The 20,783-nt window shown below is 63.4% G+C and carries 15 protein-coding genes; 8 read left to right on the top strand and 7 right to left on the bottom strand.

Annotated features, from left to right (window positions below; translation table 11 throughout):
• Positions 1-13 precede the first annotated feature (13 nt).
• Complete coding sequence (glnE, locus tag ACZ9C1_RS20355; protein ID WP_476254315.1) at positions 14-2,947, bottom strand: bifunctional [glutamate--ammonia ligase]-adenylyl-L-tyrosine phosphorylase/[glutamate--ammonia-ligase] adenylyltransferase; 2,934 nt, start codon at positions 2,945-2,947, stop codon at positions 14-16.
• A gap of 383 nt (positions 2,948-3,330) precedes the next feature.
• Here glnE and aceE point away from each other — a divergent pair, with 383 nt between their 5' ends.
• The 5 genes from aceE (at position 3,331) to ACZ9C1_RS20330 (ending at position 12,024) form a co-directional block, all read left to right on the top strand.
• Positions 3,331-5,976, top strand: coding sequence for a pyruvate dehydrogenase (acetyl-transferring), homodimeric type (gene aceE / locus ACZ9C1_RS20350; protein WP_110697399.1), 2,646 nt, complete (start codon positions 3,331-3,333; stop codon positions 5,974-5,976).
• Between the two features lie 13 nt (positions 5,977-5,989).
• Positions 5,990-7,639, top strand: coding sequence for a dihydrolipoyllysine-residue acetyltransferase (gene aceF, locus ACZ9C1_RS20345; RefSeq protein ID WP_457378220.1), 1,650 nt, complete (start codon positions 5,990-5,992; stop codon positions 7,637-7,639).
• A 254-nt stretch (positions 7,640-7,893) separates the two neighbouring features.
• On the top strand, positions 7,894-10,587 hold the full coding sequence (locus tag ACZ9C1_RS20340) for a putative bifunctional diguanylate cyclase/phosphodiesterase (RefSeq protein ID WP_139667978.1): 2,694 nt from the start codon (positions 7,894-7,896) through the stop codon (positions 10,585-10,587).
• A gap of 150 nt (positions 10,588-10,737) precedes the next feature.
• A complete protein-coding gene (msrA, locus tag ACZ9C1_RS20335) occupies positions 10,738-11,406 on the top strand; it encodes a peptide-methionine (S)-S-oxide reductase MsrA (RefSeq protein ID WP_277502520.1) in 669 nt (222 codons plus the stop codon).
• 3 nt (positions 11,407-11,409) lie between these two features.
• Positions 11,410-12,024, top strand: a complete 615-nt coding sequence (locus ACZ9C1_RS20330; protein ID WP_476254314.1) for a glutathione S-transferase — start codon at positions 11,410-11,412, stop codon at positions 12,022-12,024.
• A 183-nt stretch (positions 12,025-12,207) separates the two neighbouring features.
• Here the strand turns inward: ACZ9C1_RS20330 and creD are convergent, their stop codons facing one another.
• The 4 genes from creD to rloA2 all read right to left on the bottom strand — a co-directional run bounded on the left by creD (position 12,208) and on the right by rloA2 (position 16,429).
• Positions 12,208-13,536 (bottom strand): cell envelope integrity protein CreD, encoded by a 1,329-nt coding sequence (gene creD / locus ACZ9C1_RS20325; RefSeq protein WP_046857437.1) that lies wholly within the window; start codon positions 13,534-13,536, stop codon positions 12,208-12,210.
• A gap of 170 nt (positions 13,537-13,706) precedes the next feature.
• Positions 13,707-15,140: a two-component system sensor histidine kinase CreC gene (creC, locus tag ACZ9C1_RS20320; protein WP_476254313.1), complete on the bottom strand. Its 1,434-nt coding sequence runs from the start codon at positions 15,138-15,140 to the stop codon at positions 13,707-13,709.
• Positions 15,140-15,820: a two-component system response regulator CreB gene (creB, locus tag ACZ9C1_RS20315; RefSeq protein WP_102681869.1), complete on the bottom strand. Its 681-nt coding sequence runs from the start codon at positions 15,818-15,820 to the stop codon at positions 15,140-15,142. The genes creC and creB overlap by 1 nt, the downstream gene beginning before the upstream one ends.
• A 108-nt stretch (positions 15,821-15,928) precedes the next feature.
• The gene (gene rloA2, locus ACZ9C1_RS20310) at positions 15,929-16,429 is read right to left on the bottom strand and encodes a retropepsin-like aspartic peptidase RloA2 (RefSeq protein ID WP_094011550.1); all 501 of its coding nucleotides are present in this window, start codon (positions 16,427-16,429) and stop codon (positions 15,929-15,931) included.
• 182 nt (positions 16,430-16,611) lie between these two features.
• Between rloA2 and ACZ9C1_RS20305 the strand changes: the two genes are divergently transcribed.
• Positions 16,612-17,499 (top strand): acyltransferase, encoded by an 888-nt coding sequence (locus ACZ9C1_RS20305; RefSeq protein ID WP_102681868.1) that lies wholly within the window; start codon positions 16,612-16,614, stop codon positions 17,497-17,499.
• 250 nt (positions 17,500-17,749) lie between these two features.
• Positions 17,750-18,442: an RHS repeat-associated core domain-containing protein gene (locus tag ACZ9C1_RS20300; protein ID WP_476254312.1), complete on the top strand. Its 693-nt coding sequence runs from the start codon at positions 17,750-17,752 to the stop codon at positions 18,440-18,442.
• Between the two features lie 9 nt (positions 18,443-18,451).
• On the opposite strand, the gene ACZ9C1_RS20295 is transcribed toward ACZ9C1_RS20300, so the two are convergent.
• Positions 18,452-19,024 carry a DUF2780 domain-containing protein gene (locus tag ACZ9C1_RS20295; protein ID WP_277502518.1) on the bottom strand — a complete coding sequence of 191 codons (573 nt, stop codon included), beginning with the start codon at positions 19,022-19,024 and terminating at the stop codon, positions 18,452-18,454.
• A 210-nt stretch (positions 19,025-19,234) separates the two neighbouring features.
• Positions 19,235-19,543: a hypothetical protein gene (locus tag ACZ9C1_RS20290; protein WP_046857444.1), complete on the bottom strand. Its 309-nt coding sequence runs from the start codon at positions 19,541-19,543 to the stop codon at positions 19,235-19,237.
• 392 nt (positions 19,544-19,935) lie between these two features.
• Between ACZ9C1_RS20290 and ACZ9C1_RS20285 the strand changes: the two genes are divergently transcribed.
• Complete coding sequence (locus tag ACZ9C1_RS20285; protein WP_277502517.1) at positions 19,936-20,763, top strand: RHS repeat-associated core domain-containing protein; 828 nt, start codon at positions 19,936-19,938, stop codon at positions 20,761-20,763.
• Positions 20,764-20,783: the final 20 nt, after the last annotated feature.

The raw sequence follows: 20,783 nt of genomic DNA, 5'->3' as shown, positions 1-20,783 counted from the left end.
GGCCCCGGCAAGCTCAGGTCAACCCAAGCTGCCCCCAGATCCGCCTTACCTCACGGCGCTCCTCGGCGAACTGCGCCGCGTCGATCACCCCGGCCTGCTTCTGCAAGGCCTGGCGGTGCGAGGCCGAGCGGAACGCCTTGTACAGCTCGCGCAGCAGCACGGCGTCGGCGGCGGGCATCAACCCGGCCTGTTCGAGCTCTTCGAGGATGCGGATGTTGTCGGTCCAGCGCAGTATGGCCGGATGGTCGTGGGACCAGGCCAAAGCGGCGTATTGCACCATAAATTCGATATCCACGATACCGCCGGCATCCTGCTTGATATCGAAGAGCTGGCCGGCATCGAAGGCATTGCCCGCCGTGCCTGCGCCGGTGGCCTTGGTGCCCAGGTTGTCGCGCATCTTGGCGCGCATCTCGCTCACTTCGGCGCGCAGTTTGCCCAGGTCGCGGGGCTGGCCGAGCACCTTGGCCCTAACGCCCTCGAAGGCCGTCGCCACCTGCGGGCAGCCGACCAGCACCCGGGCCCGTACCAGGGCCTGGTGTTCCCAGGTCCAGGCCTCGTTCTGCTGGTAGCGCTCGAAGGCGCCCAACGAGCTCACCAGCAACCCCGAGGCGCCGGACGGGCGCAAGCGCATGTCCACGTCGTAGAGCTGGCCGGAGTTGGTCTGGGTGGTCAACAGGTGGATGATGCGCTGGCCCAGGCGGGTGTAGAACTGCGCGCTGTCGATCGGCTTGGCGCCGTCGGTCTCGGCGTTGGGGTCACCATCGTGGATGAACACCAGGTCCAGGTCCGAACCGTGGCCCAGCTCGAGGCCGCCGACCTTGCCGTAGCCGACGATGATGAAGCCAGGGTCGCACAGGCTGCCGTCGCTGCGCTTGGGCTGGCCATGGCGCGCCACGGTTTGGCGCCAGGCCAGGGCCAGCACCTGGTCGAGAATGGCCTCGGCCAGCCAGGTCAGGTAGTCGCTGACCTTCATCAGGGGCAGGTTGCCGCTGATCTCCGAGGCGGCCACGCGCAGGCTGTGGGCCAGCTTGAAGTGGCGCAGCGCCTCCATCTGCTGCTCAAGGTCATCCTCGGGGATGCGGGTGAGCCGCTCACGCAGCTCGGCAGCCAGCTCCGGGGCCAGCGGCGGGCTGAACAGCCGACCTTCATTGAGCAGCTCGTCAAGCAGCAGCGGGTAACGGGCAATCTGCTCGGCAATCCACGGGCTGGCTGCGCACAGGGTCAGCAGACGGCGCAGCGCGCCGGGATTTTCGGTGAGCAGCACCAGGTAGGCCGAGCGGCGCGCGACCGCCTCGACCAGGGGCAGCACCCGCTCCAGCACCAGGTCAGGGTTGTCGTGCTCGACCGCCTGGGCCAGCAGACGCGGGATGAAGGCATCCAGGCGTTCACGACCAATGCGCTGCATCGAGCGCAGCGTCGGGCTGACACGCAAGGCGTTGAGCCGGCGCAGCGCCTCGGCAGGCTGGTGGAAACCGGCTTCCTGCAACTGGCGCCCGGCGGCTTCTTCATCCTGGGCCTGCTCCCACAGGGGCGACCATTCGCCACCGACTACGAGTTCGCCCTCGGCCTCATCCTCATCCGGATCGGCGATCACCTGACGGAAATGCCAGTCGATCCGCCCACGCCAGTGCATCAGTTGGGCATGGAAGCCCTCCCAGTCGGCAAAGCCCAGCATGTAGGCGATGCGCGCGCGGTCGGTCGGGTCATCCGGGAGCATCTGGGTCTGGCGGTCGGCGATGGCCTGGATCGCGTGCTCGGTGTAACGCAGGAACTCATAGCCGTCGCGCAGCTCGGCGACCACCGCTGGCGGCAGGTAGCCCTGGCCCTCCAAGGTGGTCAGCACCTTCAGCAGCGGCCGCTGCTGCAGGCTCAGGTCGCGGCCGCCATGGATCAGCTGGAATGCCTGGGCGATGAACTCGACTTCGCGGATGCCGCCGGCCCCCAGCTTGATATTGTCGGCCATGCCCTTGCGGCGCACCTCCTGCTGGATCAGCTGCTTCATGGTGCGCAGCGCTTCGATCGCGGAGAAGTCCAGGTAGCGCCTATAGACGAAAGGCCGCAGCATTTCCTGCAACTGCGCGCCGGCCGCCTGGTCGCCGGCCACCACCCGCGCCTTGATCATGGCGTAGCGTTCCCAGTCGCGCCCCTGATCCTGGTAGTACTGCTCCAGGGCATTGAAGCTGAGCACCAGCGCGCCGGCCGAACCGTACGGGCGCAGGCGCATGTCGACACGGAACACGAAGCCATCGACGGTGACCGGGTCAAGCGCCTTGATCAGACGCTGGCCGAGGCGGGTGAAGAACTCCTGGTTGTCCAGCGAGCGCTTCACGCCCTCGGTTTCACCGCCCTCGGGGAAGGCAAAGATCAGGTCGATGTCCGACGACAGGTTCAGTTCCACCGCGCCCAGCTTGCCCATGCCCAGCACCACCAGGTGCTGAGGCTGGCCGCTGCGGTTGCCGATGGGTGTGCCGAACTGCTGGCAATGGCGCGGGTACAGCCACTGATAGGCCTCGTCGATGCTGGCGTCGGCCAGGTCGGACAGGTCGCGGCAGGTCTCGGCCAACGCTGCCTGGCGGCTCAGGTCGCGCCAGATGATGCGCAACTGCTGGCGATTGCGCTCGCGGCGCAGGTTGCGCGCCAGTTCGTCCTCGCTTTGCGCAGCCTGGGCGACGACGTGGATGTGAGCACGCAGTTGGCCCGGTGTGTATGCCCGGTCCATCGCGCCACTGGCCAGCAGCTCGAACAGCACCGCCGGATCGCGCTGGGCCTGCGCCAGGACGAAGTCGCTGGCGGCGGCAACCTGGTCGAACTGGCGCCGATGCTCGGCGCCCAGGCTGTCCAGGTGCAGATCAGCATGACCGGCCAAGGCATCGCGGAGAAATTGCTGGTTGCGAGCGACCAGTGGTTGGAGAGCGGCAGGCAGATCGAGCGGCAAAGGCAGGCGCATGGTCTATCCTTGATCGGCGTGAAAGAGAGCGGTTGGGGAGGTCAAACGGGGGTTGGACCACGGTTGGACTGTCGTACAAAAGTTGGAAATAGCTGATAAAGCCGAAAAATTGGCAAAACCCATCAAGATTCACCTGCTCGCGACACACCGCCAACCAACATGAACGTTTTTCCTCACAACCCGGGATGCGACCAAACGTCGCATTTGTGTAGTTTTACTACTACGCCCAACGTGCAAAAGCATGAAATGCGAAAGCATTTGTAGTAAAACTACACCGCGCCGGATGACTGTCCGGTAATCCAAGAATTCACGACGTCTGCCCATAAGGCCAGTCGCAAACTCAGGCCATCGATTCTGGTGGCCTTTCCGCCCTGGAGCAAGCCATGCAAGACCTCGATCCAATCGAAACCCAGGAATGGCTGGATGCCCTGGAGTCGGTCCTCGACAAAGAAGGCGAAGACCGCGCTCATTACCTGATGACCCGTATGGGCGAGCTGGCCACCCGCAGTGGCTCCCAGCTGCCATATGCCATCACCACGCCGTATCGCAACACCATCCCTGTCACCCACGAAGCACGCATGCCCGGCGACCTGTTCATGGAACGCCGCATTCGCTCGATGGTGCGTTGGAACGCCCTGGCCATGGTCATGCGCACCAACCTGAAAGACTCGGACCTGGGCGGACACATCTCCAGCTTCGCCTCCAGCGCCACCTTGTATGACATCGGCTTCAACTACTTCTTCCAGGCCCCGACCGACGAACACGGCGGCGACCTGATCTTCTTCCAGGGCCACGCATCCCCTGGTGTCTACGCCCGCGCCTTCATGGAAGGCCGCATCAACGAAGAGCAGATGAACAACTTCCGCCAGGAAGTGGATGGCAACGGCCTGTCTTCGTACCCGCACCCATGGCTGATGCCTGACTTCTGGCAGTTCCCGACCGTTTCGATGGGTCTGGGCCCGATCCAGGCCATCTACCAAGCGCGCTTCATGAAGTACCTGGAAGCCCGCGGCTTCATCCCGGCCGGCAAGCAGAAGGTCTGGTGCTTCATGGGCGACGGCGAGTGCGACGAGCCGGAATCCCTGGGCGCAATCGCCCTGGCCGGCCGCGAGAAGCTGGACAACCTGATCTTCGTCATCAACTGCAACCTGCAGCGCCTCGACGGCCCGGTTCGCGGCAACGGCAAGATCATCCAGGAACTCGAAGGCGTGTTCCGTGGCGGTGGCTGGAACGTCAACAAAGTCGTCTGGGGCCGCTTCTGGGACCCGCTGCTGGCCAAGGACACCAACGGTGCCCTGCAGCGCCGCATGGACGAAGTCATCGACGGCGAGTACCAGAACTACAAGGCCAAGGACGGCGCGTACGTCCGTGAGAACTTCTTCAACACCCCAGAGCTCAAGGCCATGGTCGAAGACCTGTCCGACGAGGAGATCTGGAAGCTCAACCGTGGCGGCCACGACCCGTACAAGGTCTACGCGGCCTACCACCAGGCCGTGAACCACAAAGAGCAGCCAACCGTCATCCTGGCCAAGACCATCAAGGGTTACGGTACCGGTGCCGGCGAAGCCAAGAACACCGCGCACAACACCAAGAAGGTCGACGTCGACAGCCTGCGTCACTTCCGTGACCGCTTCGACATCCCGGTCAAGGATGCCGACCTCGAGAACCTGCCATTCTTCAAGCCCGAAGAAGGTTCCGCCGAAGCCAAGTACCTGGCCGAACGCCGTGCTGCCCTGGGCGGTTTCGTGCCGCAGCGCCGCGCCAAGAGCTTCAGCGTGCCGACCCCGCCACTGGAAACGCTGAAAGCGATCCTCGACGGCTCGGGCGACCGCGAAATCTCCACCACCATGGCCTTCGTGCGCATCCTGGCGCAGCTGGTCAAGGACAAGGACATCGGCCAGCGCATCGTCCCGATCATCCCGGACGAAGCCCGTACCTTCGGTATGGAAGGCATGTTCCGCCAGCTGGGCATCTACTCGTCGGTCGGTCAGCTCTACGAGCCAGTCGACAAAGACCAGGTGATGTTCTACCGCGAAGACAAGAAGGGCCAGATCCTCGAGGAAGGCATCAACGAAGCCGGCGCCATGTCGTCGTTCATCGCTGCCGGTACCTCGTACAGCTGCCACAACCAGCCGATGCTGCCGTTCTACATCTTCTACTCGATGTTCGGCTTCCAGCGTATCGGCGACCTGGCCTGGGCCGCTGGCGACAGCCGCACCCGTGGTTTCCTGATCGGCGGTACCGCCGGCCGTACCACCCTCAACGGTGAAGGCCTGCAGCACGAAGACGGTCACAGCCACATGATGGCGGGCACCATCCCGAACTGCCGCACCTACGATCCGACCTACGGCTACGAGCTGGCGGTGATCATCCAGGACGGCATGAAGAAGATGACCGAAGAGCAACAGGACATCTTCTACTACATCACCGTGATGAACGAATCCTACCAGCAGCCAGCCATGCCGGCCGGTGTCGAGGAAGGCATCATCAAGGGCATGTACCTGCTCGAAGAAGACACCCGCGAAGCCGCGCACCACGTTCAGCTGATGGGCTCCGGCACCATCCTGCGCGAAGTCCGCGAAGCGGCGAAGATCCTGCGTGAAGAGTTCAACGTCGGCGCCGACGTGTGGAGCGTCACCAGCTTCAACGAACTGCGTCGCGACGGCCTGGCCGTGGAACGCGCCAACCGCCTCAAGCCTGGCCAGAAGCCTCAGCAGACCTACGTCGAAGAGTGCCTGGCCGGTCGCAAGGGCCCGGTCATCGCCTCCACCGACTACATGAAGCTGTTCGCCGAGCAGATTCGCCAGTGGGTGCCGAGCAAAGAGTTCAAGGTCCTGGGTACCGACGGTTACGGTCGCAGCGACAGCCGCAAGAAGCTGCGTCACTTCTTCGAAGTCGACCGCCACTTCGTGGTGCTGGCTGCCCTGGAAGCCCTGGCTGACCGTGGCGAGATCGAACCCAAGGTTGTGGCTGACGCCATCGTCAAGTTCGGCATCGACCCGGACAAGCGCAACCCACTGGACTGCTGAGGAGTATTTTTAAGTGAGCGAACTCATTCGCGTACCTGACATCGGCAGCGGTGAAGGTGAAATCATCGAGCTGTTCGTCAAGGTCGGTGACCGTATCGAGGCCGACCAGAGCCTGCTGACCCTGGAGTCCGACAAGGCCTCCATGGAGATTCCGGCCCCCAAGGCCGGCGTGGTCAAGGAACTGAAGGTCAAGCTGGGCGACCGCCTGAAAGAAGGCGACGAGCTGCTGGTCCTGGAAGTCGAGGGTGCCGCTGCCGCGGCTCCTGAGGCCCCTGCTTCTGAACAGAAGCCCGCTGCCGCGCCTGCCCAGGCTGCTGCCCCAGCGCCTGCCGCCGAAGCCGCCCCTGCTCCGGCCGCAGCCCCGGCTGCCGCCAGCGTGCAGGACATCCACGTGCCGGACATCGGCTCGTCGGGCAAGGCCAAGATCATCGAAGTGCTGGTCAAGGTTGGCGACACCGTCGAAGCCGACCAGTCGCTGATCACCCTGGAGTCCGACAAGGCCTCCATGGAGATCCCGTCGCCTGCCGCTGGCGTGATTGAAGCCGTGCTGTGCAAGCTGGAAGACGAAGTCGGCACCGGCGACCTGATCTTCAAGATCAAAGCCGCTGGCGCTGCTCCTGCTGCTGCTCCGGCACCAGCCGCCGCCGCTCCGGCCAAGGCTGAGGCTGCTCCGGCCGCAGCGCCTGCCGCTGCTGCTCCGGCTGCCGCCCCTGCACCGGTCGCCACCGCGCCGGCCGCCGGCAGCAACGCCAAGGTCCATGCCGGCCCTGCCGTTCGCCAGCTGGCCCGTGAATTCGGCGTCGACCTGGGCTCGGTCGCGGCCACTGGCCCGCACGGCCGTATCCTCAAGGAAGACGTGCAGGTCTACGTCAAGGCGATGATGCAGAAGGCCAAGGAAGCCCCGGCTGCCGGCGCCACTGGTGGTGCTGGCATCCCGCCGATCCCGACCGTCGACTTCAGCAAGTTCGGTGAAGTGGAAGAAGTCGCCCTGACCCGCCTGATGCAGGTCGGTGCCGCCAACCTGCACCGCAGCTGGCTGAACGTGCCGCACGTGACCCAGTTCGACTCCGCCGACATCACCGAGCTGGAAGCCTTCCGCGTCGCGCAGAAGGCCGTGGCCGAGAAGGCTGGCGTCAAGCTGACCGTGCTGCCACTGCTGCTCAAGGCCTGCGCCTTCCTGCTCAAGGAACTGCCAGACTTCAACAGCTCGCTGGCGCCAAGCGGCAAGGCGATCATCCGCAAGAAGTACGTGCACATCGGCTTCGCCGTGGACACCCCGGACGGCCTGCTGGTCCCTGTGATCAAGAACGTCGACCAGAAGAGCCTGCTGCAACTGGCTGCCGAAGCCGCCGCGCTGGCAGAGAAGGCCCGCACCAAGAAGCTCTCGGCCGACGACATGCAAGGCGCCTGCTTCACCATCTCCAGCCTCGGTCACATTGGCGGCACCGGCTTCACGCCGATCGTCAACGCGCCGGAAGTGGCGATCCTCGGTGTGTCCAAGGCGACCATGCAGCCAGTCTGGGATGGCAAGGCCTTCCAGCCGAAACTGATGCTGCCGCTGTCGCTGTCCTACGATCACCGTGTGATCAACGGCGCCGCCGCCGCGCGCTTCACCAAGCGCCTGGGCGACGTGCTGGGCGATATCCGCACCATGCTGCTGTAATAGCTGCACGCTGCCCCTCACTTGAGGGGCAGCACCGTTTTCGAGCTGCCACGCTCGTACCTCAACCCCGCCAATTGGCGGGGCTTTTTTTTATTGGGCCCGCTCCCACCAAGGACCTCGCTTCAGATTTCATCCTGTTGGCCGACAACCTGTTCACAGCATCCCCCATGGCCGCTTGCCAGCCCACGGGACATGATGCAACCTTGCCCGATACGCCGTGCCTCAGGCCGCGCCCCAGTTCAAGCGAGTCTTCGATGAAAAGCCAACCCGATGCCGCCAGCCGTGTGGCGGCCGAGGTCGTGACGCAGCTCCCCGTGCCCTCGCGGCTCGGCATGCTGCGTTTCGAACGGCTGAACGAAGCCAGTTGGGCGATGCTTTACCTCGATCCGGCCTGCGACCGCCAGTTCGGCCTGCCCGCCGCCGAGCTCTGCGCCCTGATCGGCTCGCCCTATGCCAGCCTCATGGAGCCGGAGGCGCGCTACAAGCTGCACGACGAGATCCAGTTGCAACTGGCCCAGCGCGGCTATTACCGGGTGTGCTACACCCTGCACGCCAGCCCCGCGCCACTGCGCCTGCTGGAGGTCGGCGAAAGCTACAAGCAGCACAACCGCCAATTGTTGCGTGGCTACCTGACGGTCTTCGATGACCACCAGCAGGACGCCCCCGACCTCGACGCAAACGACCTGGAATCGCGCAACAACCGCCTGCAGCTGGCCCTGCAGCTGAACCAGCGTGCCCAACAGGAGCAGCTCGAGCACCTGGACCGGGTACGCGCCCAGCAGGACCTGATCCTGCGCCTGGCGCGACAGCGCTACAGCGTCGGCAACTCGCTGCTCGAAGCCGCCGAGCTGATCACTCGCAGCGCCTGCGAGATCTACCGGGTCGACTGCGCCAGCATCTGGTACCTGAACGACCAGCGCCTGGAGCCGATCAGCGCCTGGTACCGCCGCGAACAGCAGCACCGCATGCCCGAAGCGATCGACGCCAGCCGCTTCCCCGACTACCTCGAGGCCCTGCACGCCAGCCGCGCCATCGACGCCCACAACGCCAGCCACGACCCGCGTACCCGCGAAATGGCCGAGTCGCTGTACAGCACCGGCGACAACGCCATGCTCGATGCCAGCATCCGCATCGATGGCCAGGTAGTCGGCGTGCTGTGCCTGGAGCAGACCGGCCAGCCACGTGCCTGGCAGTCGGACGAGATCGCCTTTGCTGGCGAGCTGGCCGACCAGTTCGCCCAGGTCATCAACAACCACAACCGACGCACCGCCGCCAGCGCCCTGCACCTGTTCCAGCGGGCCGTGGAGCAAAGCGCCAGCGCCTTCCTGCTGGTCAACCGCGACGGCGTGGTGGAGTACGTCAACCCCAGCTTCACGGCGATCACCCAGTACAGCACCGAGGAAGTCCAAGGCCACCACCTGGCCGAACTGCCAGCGCTGGAAAACCTCAGCGAACTGCTGTTCGACTCGCCGTCGAGCCTGGCCATGGGCAACAGCTGGCAGGGCGAGTTCAAGAGCCGGCGCAAGAACCTCGAGCCCTACTGGGGACAACTGTCGATCTCCAAGGTGTACGGCGACAATCGCGAACTGACCCACTACATCGGCATCTACGAAGACGTCACCCAGAGCAAGCTGGCCCAGCAGCGCATCGAGCGCCTGGCCTACACCGACAACCTGACCAACCTGGGCAACCGCCCGGCGTTCATCCGCAACCTCGACGAGCGCTTCGCCCGCGACAGCAACAGCCCGATCTGCCTGCTGCTGGTGGACATCGACAACTTCAAGCGGATCAACGACAGCCTTGGCCACCAGACCGGCGACAAGCTGTTGATCAGCCTGGCCCGGCGCCTGCGCAACAGCCTGAGCAACGGCGGCAGCCTGGCGCGCTTCGCCAGCAACGAGTTCGCCGTGCTGCTCGACGACACCAGCCTCGATGACGGCCAGGGCGTGGCCCACCAGCTGCTGCGCACCCTCGACAAGCCGATGTTCGTCGACAACCAGTTGATCAACGTAACCGCCTCCGTGGGCCTGGCCTGCGCGCCAGTGCACGGCAGCGACCCGGCCACGCTGATGAAAAACGCAGGCCTGGCCCTGCACAAGGCCAAGGCCAACGGCAAGCACCAGGTCCAGGTGTTCACCGAAGTGCTCAACGCCGAAGCCAGCTACAAGCTGTTCGTCGAGAACAACCTGCGTCGCGCCCTGACCCAGAACGAACTAGAAGTGTTCTACCAGCCCAAGCTGTGCCTGCGCAGCGGTCGGCTGCTGGGCCTGGAGGCGCTGCTGCGCTGGAACCACCCTGAGCGCGGCATGATCCGCCCCGACCAGTTCATCAGCGTGGCCGAGGAAACCGGCCTGATCATCCCCATCGGCAAGTGGGTGGTGCGCCAGGCCTGCCGCATGAGCCAGCAGCTGCGCGAGGCAGGTCTTGGCAACCTGCACGTGGCCATCAACCTGTCGCCCAAGCAGTTCTCAGACCCGGAGCTGGTCGGCTCGATAGCCGGCATCCTCAAAGAGGAAGCCCTGCCGCCGCACCTGCTGGAACTGGAGCTGACCGAAGGCCTGCTGCTCGAAGCCACCGAAGACACCCACCGCCAGCTCGACGAGCTCAAGGCCCTGGGCCTGACCCTGGCCATGGACGACTTCGGTACCGGTTACTCGTCGCTGAGCTACCTGAAGAAGTTCCCGATCGACATCATCAAGATCGACCGCAGCTTCATCAACGAGATCCCCGACAACCAGGACGACATGGAGATCACCTCGGCGGTGGTAGCCATGGCCCACAACCTCAAGCTCAAGGTGGTCGCCGAGGGCATCGAGACGCCCGAGCAGCTGGCATTCCTTCGCCGCCACCGCTGCGATGTCGGCCAGGGCTACCTGTTCGACCGCCCTATTCCGGGGCGAGAACTGAGCGAAAAACTGCGCCGCTATCCGCGTGGGCCGGTGGACTGACAGCGGCACAAACCTCGGGCACTATAGAAGCCATCCAGGCCTCATCGCCGGCAAGCCGGCTCCCACAGTTGAACGTATGACCCTGTGGGAGCCGGCTTGCCGGTGATCGGGCCACCACCTGTCCAACTGAAAAGACACAGAGGAACGGCCATGGTCCTGCGTTCGGAAATCCTGGTGAACAAAAACGTCCTGCCCACCGCGGAACAGGCCCTGCCTGGCCGTGAAACCCCGATGACCCTGCCCGAGTTCCACTACGTGTTCGAAGGCACCCCGCTGCTCGGCCCGTTCTTCGAAGGCGACGTCGACTTCGCCATCTTCGGCCTGGGTTGCTTCTGGGGCGCCGAACGGCGCTTCTGGCAGCGCGAAGGCGTGGTCAGCACCGTGGTCGGCTATGCCGGCGGTTTCACCCCCAACCCGACCTATGAGGAAGTCTGCTCGGGCCTGACCGGCCACACCGAAGTGGTGCTGGTGGTGTTCGACAAGAACAAGGTCAGCTACCGCGAACTGCTGGCGATGTTCTGGGAGCTGCACAACCCGACCCAAGGCATGCGCCAGGGCAACGATGTCGGCACCCAGTACCGCTCGGCGATCTACTGCACCTCGCCGCAGCAGCTCGAGGAAGCCCAGGCCAGCCAGGCCGCCTACCAGGCCGAGCTGAGCAAGGCAGGCTTCGGCGAGATCACCACCGAGATTGCCCAGGCGCCGACCGTGTACTTTGCCGAAGCCTATCACCAGCAGTACCTGGCCAAGAACCCGGACGGCTACTGCGGCATCGGTGGCACCGGTGTGTGCGTGCCGCCCAGCCTGCAGGGCAACTGAGCCATGATCCTGTTCCATTCGCCGTTGTCGCCCTTCGTACGCAAGGTGATGATCGTCTTGCACGAGACCGGCCAGCTGGAGCGCGTCACCGTGCAGGGCGTGAACATCAGCCCGGTGAACGGCGACGAGCAGCTCAACCGGGGAAACCCGATCGGCAAGATTCCGGCCCTGCGCCTGGACGATGGCAGTGTGCTGCACGACAGCCGGGTTATCTGCGAGTACCTCGACAGCCAGCATGTAGGCCTGCCGTTGATCCCCCGCGAGGGTTCGGCGCGCTGGCGGCGGCTGACCCTGGTCTCCCAGGCCGATGCGATCATGGATGCTGCGGTGGCTACCCGCTATGAAACCTTCCTGCGCCCGGCGGACAAGCAGTGGACGGGTTGGGTCGAGGCCCAGGGCGAGAAGATCCGTCGCAGCCTGGCCAACCTGGAGCAGGAACACCTGGCGGAGCTGGCCTCGGGGTTTGATTTGGCCGCGATTGGCGTGGCCTGTGCGCTGGGGTACCTGGACCTGCGCCAGCCTGAGTTCGGCTGGCGTGAAAGGCAGCCAGGGCTGGCGGCGTGGTATACCGAGGTGTCGAAGCGGCCGTCGATGGTGGCTACAGCTCTTGTAGCCTGATCCACCGCAATCGCCGCGGTTCGTCGCCACGACAAGCCGGCTCCCACAGAGTTCAGCGCAATCCTTGTGGGAGCCGGCTTGCCGGCGATTGGGCTGCACAGCAGCCCCAGCATCAACGCCGTATCACAGGAAACAACTGCCCAATCCTCTGCGCCAACCAGCGCCCGATCTCTCTATCCTCCCTCATACGCCCCTCCCCACCCGCGACCAATCCAGCCGGCGGGTCAGCACCATGAACACACCCAGCAGGCCGAAGCACAGCAACGAGCCCATCAGCAATGCGTAGTCCTCGGCGCTGAGCAGCCCGTAGAGCATGCCGTACAACGCCGCCAACCCCGCCGCAAAGCCCACCCCCCGCCCAAGGCTGCGCAGCACGTGCACCAGATAGAAGCCGATCAGCAGCACACAGCCCGACGCCGACAGCCCATAGGCCAGGCCGAACCCCAGGTGCTCCGACAACGACAGCAGCAGCAGGTAGAAGAACGCCAGGGCCACGCCCACCAGGATGTACTGCACCGGGTGCACGCTGAGGTTCTTCAACACCTCGAACAGGAAGAAGCCGGCGAAGGTCAGGGCTATGAACAGCAGCGCGTACTTGATCGCCCGCTCGCTCTTGAGGTACTGGTCCACCGGGTCGACGAAGCTCACGCCGAACGCCCGGTCGGTGAAGTCAGCGCACTTCTGCGCCGTGGCGCACAGGCGCACCGCCTCTTCCAGGTTGGTGGCGAAGAACGTGGTCTGCCAGTGGGCGCTGAAGCCTTTCTCGTCGATGGCGCGGCGGCTGGGCAGGAAGTTGCCGATGAAGCTTGGGTGCGGCCAGTTGGCGCGCATGTCCACGGTACTGCTGCGCCCGACCGGCAGCACGGCCAATTGCCCAGTGCCCAGCAGGTCCAGGTCGAAGGCATAGGTGAACTCCCGGGCCTGCGGCTCGCTGAACTGCGGCAGGTCCACATGCACGCCGCCCGGTAACCAGTCGACACCGTTGCCGGGCTGGAACGGCAGGCGCTGGTCGTCCAACTTCAGTTCAAGGCTGTTCTCGATGCCGCGGATATCACTGATACCGACCATCAGCCGCGGCTTGTCGAAGCGATAGTCGTCGTAGTCCTTCTCGATCCCCCAGCGCTCGGGCAGCTTGAAGCGGCCGCTGATCCTGCTCTTGGCATGGAACAAGCGCGCCTGATAGATGCCACGGGCACGCAGCTCGGTATCAACGCCCACATCCATTTCGAAGGTTTCCGGCAAGAAGTACAGCTGGCCATGGACCGTGCTGGTTTCCTGGACACTCTTGCCGTCCTTGTCGATCCAGCGGCGCTCGTACTTGCGATAGGGCACCACCACGACCGGGCCGCTGACCAGCTGGTCAAAGCTGGAGCTCGCGGCGATCTCGCCCAGCACGTTATTGCGCAGTTGCTGACGTTCGTCGATCAGACCGCCGATCATCAGCAGGGGAATCAGCAGCAGCAGGATCAGCACGGCGATCAGGCCGAGCTTGAAACCTAGGGTCTTGTTCATGGGGTTGGGCTCCGTTTGCGATGCGGGCAGTGTCTGCCCGCTGCGTGGAGCCCTTGGGGAGGAAATGTGGAGATTGTGTGGAGATTCGGGCTACCCGCGCGCATGCCATGCGCAAATCCCTGTGGGAGCCGGCTCGCCGGCGAAAGGGCCGCAAAGCGGCCCCCGGTAACTCAACTGACGCGCCGCGCCGGCAGCCACAACCTCACTCGCACGCCACCCTCGACGTTGTCCACCGCCAGCGCCCCGCCATGCAACTGCATCACCTCGGCCACGAAGTTCAGCCCCAGCCCGGTGCTCTTGCGCCCGGTCCCGGGCCTTGGCAGCGAATAGAACCGCTCGCTGACCCGGTCCAGGGCATATTCGGGGATCGCCTGCCCCTGGTTGAACAGGCTCAATGCCACACGCTCGCCATCGCGCTCCAGCTCGAAGGCCAGCGCGCCTTGCTGCGGAGTGAAGTCCAGCGCATTGTCCAGCAGGTTGGCCAGCGCCTGGCGCATCAGGAATGGATCGCACAGCAGCCTGAGGCCCGCAGGGATGCGCTGGCGCACCTGCAACCCGGCACCGTCTATCCTCGTGCCATGGGCCAGCAACAGCTCATCGATCAGCGCCGCCACCGCCACCTGCTGCTCGTCCTCCAGGGCCTGCATCTGTTCGACCCGGGCCAGGTTGAGCAGCCGCTCGATCATCTGCTGCAAGCGGTCGCTCTCGCGCTCGATGTTGCCGGCAAAGCGCGCCCGCTGCTCTTGCGGCATGTCGCCCTGGAGCAGCTCCGAGGCGCCACGGATCGCCGCCAGCGGGCTCTTGAGCTCATGGGTGAGTGTGTGCACGTAGCGTTCGACATAAGCCTTGCCTTCGAGCTGGGTGCGCATGCGCTCCACCGCCGTGGCCAGCTGCAGCAGCTCGCCGCCCTTGTAGTGCGGCAACGCGGCACGCTGGCCCTCGCTGACCGCCTGGGCATAGTGGGTGAGTCGGCGCAGCGAGCGGGTCAACCACCACGACAGCGCCGCCCCCACCAACAGGCCGAGCACGATCAGCCCGAGGCCGAGGATCAGCAGGCGCCGCTCGGAGCGGTCGATGTACGGCTGCAGCGAGCTGTTGGGCTTGGCCACGGTGACCACGCCGATGATCTGGCCGCCGTCGAGGATCGGCGCCGCCACATGCATCACCGAGGTGCTTTCATCATCCGGGTCGCTGCGGGTCGAACGTGCGCCGTACTGGCCACGCAGGGTCAGGTAGATGTCGTTCCAGCGCGAATAATCCTTGCCCACGGCCTGGCCGCTGGAGTCGAGCAGGACGATGCCCTTGGCATCGGTCACGTAGATCCGGTGGCTGACCTGGTTTTTCGCCAATCCCCAGATCTGCGCGCTCGGGCGCCGCTCGCCATAGGAAGCCAGCACCTGCGACAGGCGGCTCTGGGTCAGGGTGCCGTTCTTCACATCGTCATGAAGGATCTCGGCCAGCAGGTTGGCGGTGTCCACCAGGGTTTCTTCCGATGACTGACGCACCACCGGGCGGATCTGCTCGCGCACCGTGTTGAGCAGGAAGTAGCCCGCCAGGCCGACGAACAGGAAGTACACCAGGAAGATGCGAATCCCCAGGCGCATCAGGCGTGCTCCGGGCTGTAGCTGTAGCCCAGGCCGCGGTGCGTCTGGATTGCCTCGGCGTCAGGCGCGACCTGGCGCAGCTTGGCGCGCAGGCTCTTGATATGGCTGTCGATGGTGCGCTCGTAGCCCACGTCCGAAGCCACGCCCAGGCCATCGAGCAATTGCTCGCGGCTGAACACCCGGCGCGGTTGCTCGAGCAGGCTTTGCAACAGGCGGAACTCGTGGCGGGTGAGCGCCAGCGCCTGGCCCCGGTAGCTGATACGCATCGCCAGGGTATCGAGCTGGAACGGTGTGCTGTCGCTGGCCACTTCAACCCTCGGCGTCATGCGCTTGAGGATCGCCCGCACCCGCGCCGCCACCTCGCGGGGGCTGAACGGCTTGACCACGTAGTCGTCGGCGCCGATCTCCAGGCCCAGCACGCGATCGATCTCGGCGTCGCGGGCGCTGAGGAACATTACCGGCACCTCGCTGAAACGGCGCAACTGGCGGCAGGTTTCGAAACCGCTGATGTCAGGCAGGCCAATGTCTAGGATCACCAGGTCGGCCGGGCGCAGACGCTGTTGCTCGACGGCGGCGCTGCCGAGGGTCACCCACTCGGTGCTGTGGCCGTCGGCCTGCAGGGCGTAGATGAGGGTGTCGGCGATGGCGGATTCGTCTTCGACGATGAGGATGTGGGGCATCTGAGCGGCAAGCCTCGAGCTGCAAGCTTCAAGTGAAAGCGGATCGCGGCAACTTACACCGATCCGCCGTTTCTTGCAGCTTGTCGCTCGATGCTTGCAACTGCTGCATCAGCAGCCCGGATTGCCTGCCGTGAACTTCTCGCGCGGATCCACTGCTGCCTTGAACTTGCGCAGGGCCTTGGAGCCGATCAACAGCGGATAACGGAAATTGCTGCGGTCAACCAGGTTGACCTCCACGGTGCGTTTCACATCGCCCAGGCACATTTCCAGGTCGATCACCGGGCGATGCGAGAGCGCTGGCGACTCCTCCTCGTCATCTTCCTCGGCGCGGTTCTTGATCTTGCTGATACGCGACACTTCATGTTCGTAGAGCTTGTCGCTGGCACCCTCGGTCGCCAGGCGGAAGCGCACCCACTCGTTGCCATCACGGGTGAACATCTCGATGTCCTTGGCCGACAGCGAAGCGGTCCAGGCACCGGTATCCATCTTGGCTTTGAGGGTCTGGCCGATCTCCGGCAGCTTGATGTTCTCGTAACGGCCATAGAGCGTCGGTTCGGCGGCCATCACCGGCAGCGCCAGAAGGGACAGCAGGGCAAGCAAGGGTTTCACAGGGCAGGCTTCCTTGAGAGGGGTCAGTGCTTAGACTGTGCGGGCAGGATAGGTTCGTCGCCACAGGTTAAACAACATAATGTGAAACATTTGTCCCAGTTAATGGACGTACGACGTTTGGCTAAGGGCCATACCCTGCTTATCATTGCCAACCGTTCACCTCACACAACAAGAGTCCCCTTATGCGTCGCCTGCTGACCGGCATCCTCACCCTCACCCTGCTGCTGCTCAACACCCTGGTGCTGATCGGCCCGCTGCTGGTCTTCGCCCTGCTCAAGCTGGTGCTGCCGGGCCGTGGCCGCGACTACGCGTCGGCCGCGGTGATGTGGATCGCCGAAACCTGGTCGGAGATTGACAAGGCCATCTTCGCCCTGTGCATCCCCACCCAGTGGGACATCCGCGGCGTCGACACGCTGCGCCAGGACACCTCGTACTTGTGCGTGAGCAATCACCAGACCTGGGTGGATATCCCGGCGCTGATCGAGAGCCTCAACCGTCGCGTGCCGTTCTTCAAGTTCTTCCTCAAGAAAGAGCTGATCTGGGTACCGCTGCTGGGCCTGGCCTGGTGGGGGCTGGATTACCCGTTCATGAAGCGCTACAGCAAGGCGTTTCTCGACAAGCACCCCGAACTCAAGGGCAAGGACCTGGAGATCACCAAGGCCGCCTGCGAGCTGTTCAAGCGCCAGCCGGTGACCGTGGTCAACTACCTCGAAGGCACCCGCTTCACCGAGGCCAAGCGCGCCGAGCAGCAATCGCCCTACCGCCACCTGCTCAAGCCCAAGGCCGGCGGCGTTGCCTTCGTGCTGGCGGCGCTGGGCGAACAGCTGGATGCGCTGCTCGATGTGACCATCGTCTACCCGGGCGACAAGGCGCCGGGGTTCTGGGACCTGCTCAACGGCAGCATCAGCCGGGTGATCATCGACATCCGCGTGCGCGAGCTGGACCCGGCGCTGTGCGAGGGCGATTACGAGAACGACCCGGCGTTCCGCCAGACCGTGCAGGCCTGGGTCAACCAGCTGTGGCTGGACAAGGACCAGCGGATCGCGCTGTTGCGCGCGGAGATGCGCTGATCCTGTACCAGCCCATTCGCGGGTAAACTCGCTCCCAAAGGCCGCACTTATCGGAGCCCACTACTGCCTGGCTAGGCCTGACATTTTTATCAGTAGCGTGCCTTTGCGGGCAGTGGGAGACTTCAGACCACATTGGCTTGCGAAGGGCGAAAACATGGCACGTAACAGCAACAGCAAGCCAGTTGACCTCCCCCGGCAGCTTGCCAGCCTGTTGATGGCAACCGACAGTCAACGGTCCGTGTTCTAAGGTGTGTGGGGGGCAAATACCAGACGCAAGTGTTATGCACCTTATGGATTCGATCCAATACCGAACATTGGAACCCCATTCTCCAGCTTCACAGGGGCGCTCAGGGAACTACACACAGGACTTTACTTGCTCGGCAATGGTACGCGAGGCTATAGCCCTGCCCTGATGCGCTTCCTGTCAGCTGATAGCTGGAGCCCGTTTGGCGAAGGTGGCGTCAATGCGTATGCCTACTGTGGTGGGGATCCTGTCAATCAGGTGGATCCGACAGCTCATGCCACCTCTCACGCCAGGCGCTCCTGGCGGGGACGGTCTTCAGCAGAGGAACCCGGGCGTCTTACACTCGGCCCTACAACCGAGCATCTAGGGCTCCAGATGCTGTTGACCAATTTAGAGACGGCAAACCCAACCAGACATGCAGTCACCGACACTGATGTTGCAGCCAATACCCGCCAGCACGCAGAGGATACGCCACCACCGCTTCCTCCTCGTGTGAGGCGCCCTAATGAAGAAAATCGATTGGAGTTGGGTGCGGCACGCCTATATGCGCAACAACTCAATCACTCTCGACATCTCGTGAGAGAGGAAGGAATGCAGAATGCCACCAATACGCGAGCCAATACCGTCATCGACAGGTCAAGAGAATTGCAATTGCGCATCTGGGAGCAAGAAGATCAAGCTAGGGACACGCGTCGCTAGACCTTCAGTTCATACCGAAGGTGGATTGCCAGGGACCGGGTTGGCCCACAAGCTCCCCAGATTCTGCAACAACGACCCGGCAATCCCCTGCTGCCCCAGGTACTGCAGGATCAACGGCGCAAATTGACCGATCATCCCCGTGTCCATGCCCAGTGCCTTGAAGGCGTTGTCCAGGTCATTGCGGTTTTCGACTTCACCGCCCAGCGCATTGCTCAGGGCCGAGCTGTTCTTGTCATTGCCCAGCAACTGCCCCAGCCCGTTCAGTCCACCCAGCGCATTGTTGCCCGACAACAGGTCGAGCCCCGGCACAGCCTTGGTCAACTGCCCGTAGTCATCGCCGCTGAGGTTGTTGCGCGCCAGGCCCAACATGGCCCCGGCGCCGCCGATGGCCTGCTCGGGGGTGATTTTCAACTCGCTGCCCAGCGTATTGAGCAGGTTGGCCTGGGCGGCTGGCGCTTGCCCCTGTGCCTGATGGTTCTGGTTCTGCATGGCCGAGACGGCATTGGCCGCGTCGCTGAGGTTGAAGGCGAACACCGGGCTTGCGGCCAGGGTCATCAGGGTTGCCAGGGTGAATGCTTTCATCGGGAGGGACCTCGTTGGCCGGAATGGCCGGGAAACGAGGGTTGGACTGGGGTGGCAGAGGTTTGTTCCGGGCCGGCCATCGGTGTTCATCCCAGGGCCCAATCGCTGGCAAGCCAGCTCCCACAGTGGATTGCGCAATAGTCTGAGCCCTGCGCTGTCCCTGTGGGAGCCGGCTCGCCGGCGATGGGCCGCACGGCGGCCCCAGCTATTTCAACCCGGCTGATAGAAGCCCGAGGCAGGCACCTGCTTCAACGCCCCCACCAGCGCATCGACCTGCCCCCAGGCGACGGTCAGGTGCTGCAGGCTGGACGCCTGGAGTTGCTTCAGATCGCCGTCGGTCGCCAGTTCCTGGGCGTGGTAGCCGTCGGTATAGGCGATGAACATGAAATGGCAGACGTTCATCAGCACTTCCTCGATGGGCACGGCGCCTTCGAGGATGGCGGTGGAGAGGGATTGGCCGGGCGGGAGTTGGAATTTGGCGTGGAGGTCTTCGGGTGGGTCGGGGACGATCTTTTTCATAACAGTCACTCGTGTGGTTGAACTGCTCCCGTCCGTTTCCACACGTAGGGTGGCAGTTGTACACGGGGTGGAAAACCGGTCACGAGTAACCCGGTAGGCCATACGGCCTCCCGTGCACAACTGCCATGACGGCAGGAGTCGTGATTGTCGGGTTTCCACACCCGATCGCTGAACCGACAGCGACCGGGAGAGCCTAGTGAGCAGGATTTCCCCGGACAATCAGACGTGCATCGACAGATTGCGTAGGGTATTTCCTTCAACCCCATCCAGTCAGTGAGATACGTCCTGCGAGCAAGTAGGACTCATCTGCGTAACTGACATTTTTGCCAGTTGCTAGCACCGCTCCTTCGTCGCAGAGTCATGCAAAATCGAGCGAACGCCAGGGGTGTGCCGTGAGACAGGGATTCAAAAAAAGCTCAGAAACAGTGCTTTTGGCAACAGACAGGCAGGGATCTGTATTGCACCGGCATAAGCCGCAGGAGCAACACTCCTGCCACTATACCGCATTTGGCTTCGGTCCTCTCAATGGCATGACCCGCTTGCTGGGTTTCACCGGCGTACACCGTGAAAAAAACGATATCTACTTATTAGGCAATGGTTACCGCGGTTACAAAACCGCATTAATGCGTTTCAACTCGCCCGACAGCTGGTCCCCATTTGAGCGCGGAGGTCTGAATAGCTACGCATACTGCCAAGGTGACCCTGTTAACATGACAGACAGGTCCGGACACACCCGCGACCTCAGCCTCCCTGGCAAAACAAACACTGCATGGCATACTGATACGTTGTCCGGTTGGCCCGCATTGTTGCTAAATAACAGCGTAGTAGACGAAATTGCGAAGCACCTACCTGACACCGAAGCCAACAACTTAAAAACACTCGCAAAAAAAACTCAGCGCGTCGCCACCAAAGCATCAAACAAAGCCGCTTCCGAAAACATCACGAGTGACAACTACAGCGACATTCGCGATGCTATTCATGAAGGCACATTTTACATGAAGACTGTTTCACTCGAAGCGGCAGAACACCGCATATACGAACTCCACATGCAACATTTAAAAAGTCTGTGGGGTGATGATGATTCCCTCCCTAGTGGCCGAGATGGGCGCCGCCGTGCAATAGGGCGAGAAACTATTGAACATCGTGAAGATAGCCTTGACAGGCTTGCCGAACATAATGAACGCGTTCAACGCATTCGGGACCGACGCGACAACCCATAGTTAATACCGAACCAGTGAGC

This window comes from Pseudomonas sp. TE21435 (genome assembly GCF_056279265.1).
The sequence above is the reverse complement of the archived record's forward strand: the minus strand, read 5'-3'. Positions and strand labels throughout refer to the sequence as shown.

Excerpts from the sequence above, each read along its gene's own strand:
- aceE (WP_110697399.1), top strand. The coding sequence starts at position 3,331 with ATGCAAGACCTCGATCCAATCGAAACCCAGGAATGGCTGGATGCCCTG.
- glnE (WP_476254315.1), bottom strand. The coding sequence starts at position 2,947 with ATGCGCCTGCCTTTGCCGCTCGATCTGCCTGCCGCTCTCCAACCACTG.
- ACZ9C1_RS20340 (WP_139667978.1), top strand. The coding sequence starts at position 7,894 with ATGAAAAGCCAACCCGATGCCGCCAGCCGTGTGGCGGCCGAGGTCGTG.
- ACZ9C1_RS20290 (WP_046857444.1), bottom strand. The coding sequence starts at position 19,543 with ATGAAAAAGATCGTCCCCGACCCACCCGAAGACCTCCACGCCAAATTC.
- ACZ9C1_RS20330 (WP_476254314.1), top strand. The coding sequence starts at position 11,410 with ATGATCCTGTTCCATTCGCCGTTGTCGCCCTTCGTACGCAAGGTGATG.
- creD (WP_046857437.1), bottom strand. The coding sequence starts at position 13,536 with ATGAACAAGACCCTAGGTTTCAAGCTCGGCCTGATCGCCGTGCTGATC.
- msrA (WP_277502520.1), top strand. The coding sequence starts at position 10,738 with ATGGTCCTGCGTTCGGAAATCCTGGTGAACAAAAACGTCCTGCCCACC.
- ACZ9C1_RS20305 (WP_102681868.1), top strand. The coding sequence starts at position 16,612 with ATGCGTCGCCTGCTGACCGGCATCCTCACCCTCACCCTGCTGCTGCTC.
- ACZ9C1_RS20295 (WP_277502518.1), bottom strand. The coding sequence starts at position 19,024 with ATGAAAGCATTCACCCTGGCAACCCTGATGACCCTGGCCGCAAGCCCG.
- creB (WP_102681869.1), bottom strand. The coding sequence starts at position 15,820 with ATGCCCCACATCCTCATCGTCGAAGACGAATCCGCCATCGCCGACACC.
- creC (WP_476254313.1), bottom strand. The coding sequence starts at position 15,140 with ATGCGCCTGGGGATTCGCATCTTCCTGGTGTACTTCCTGTTCGTCGGC.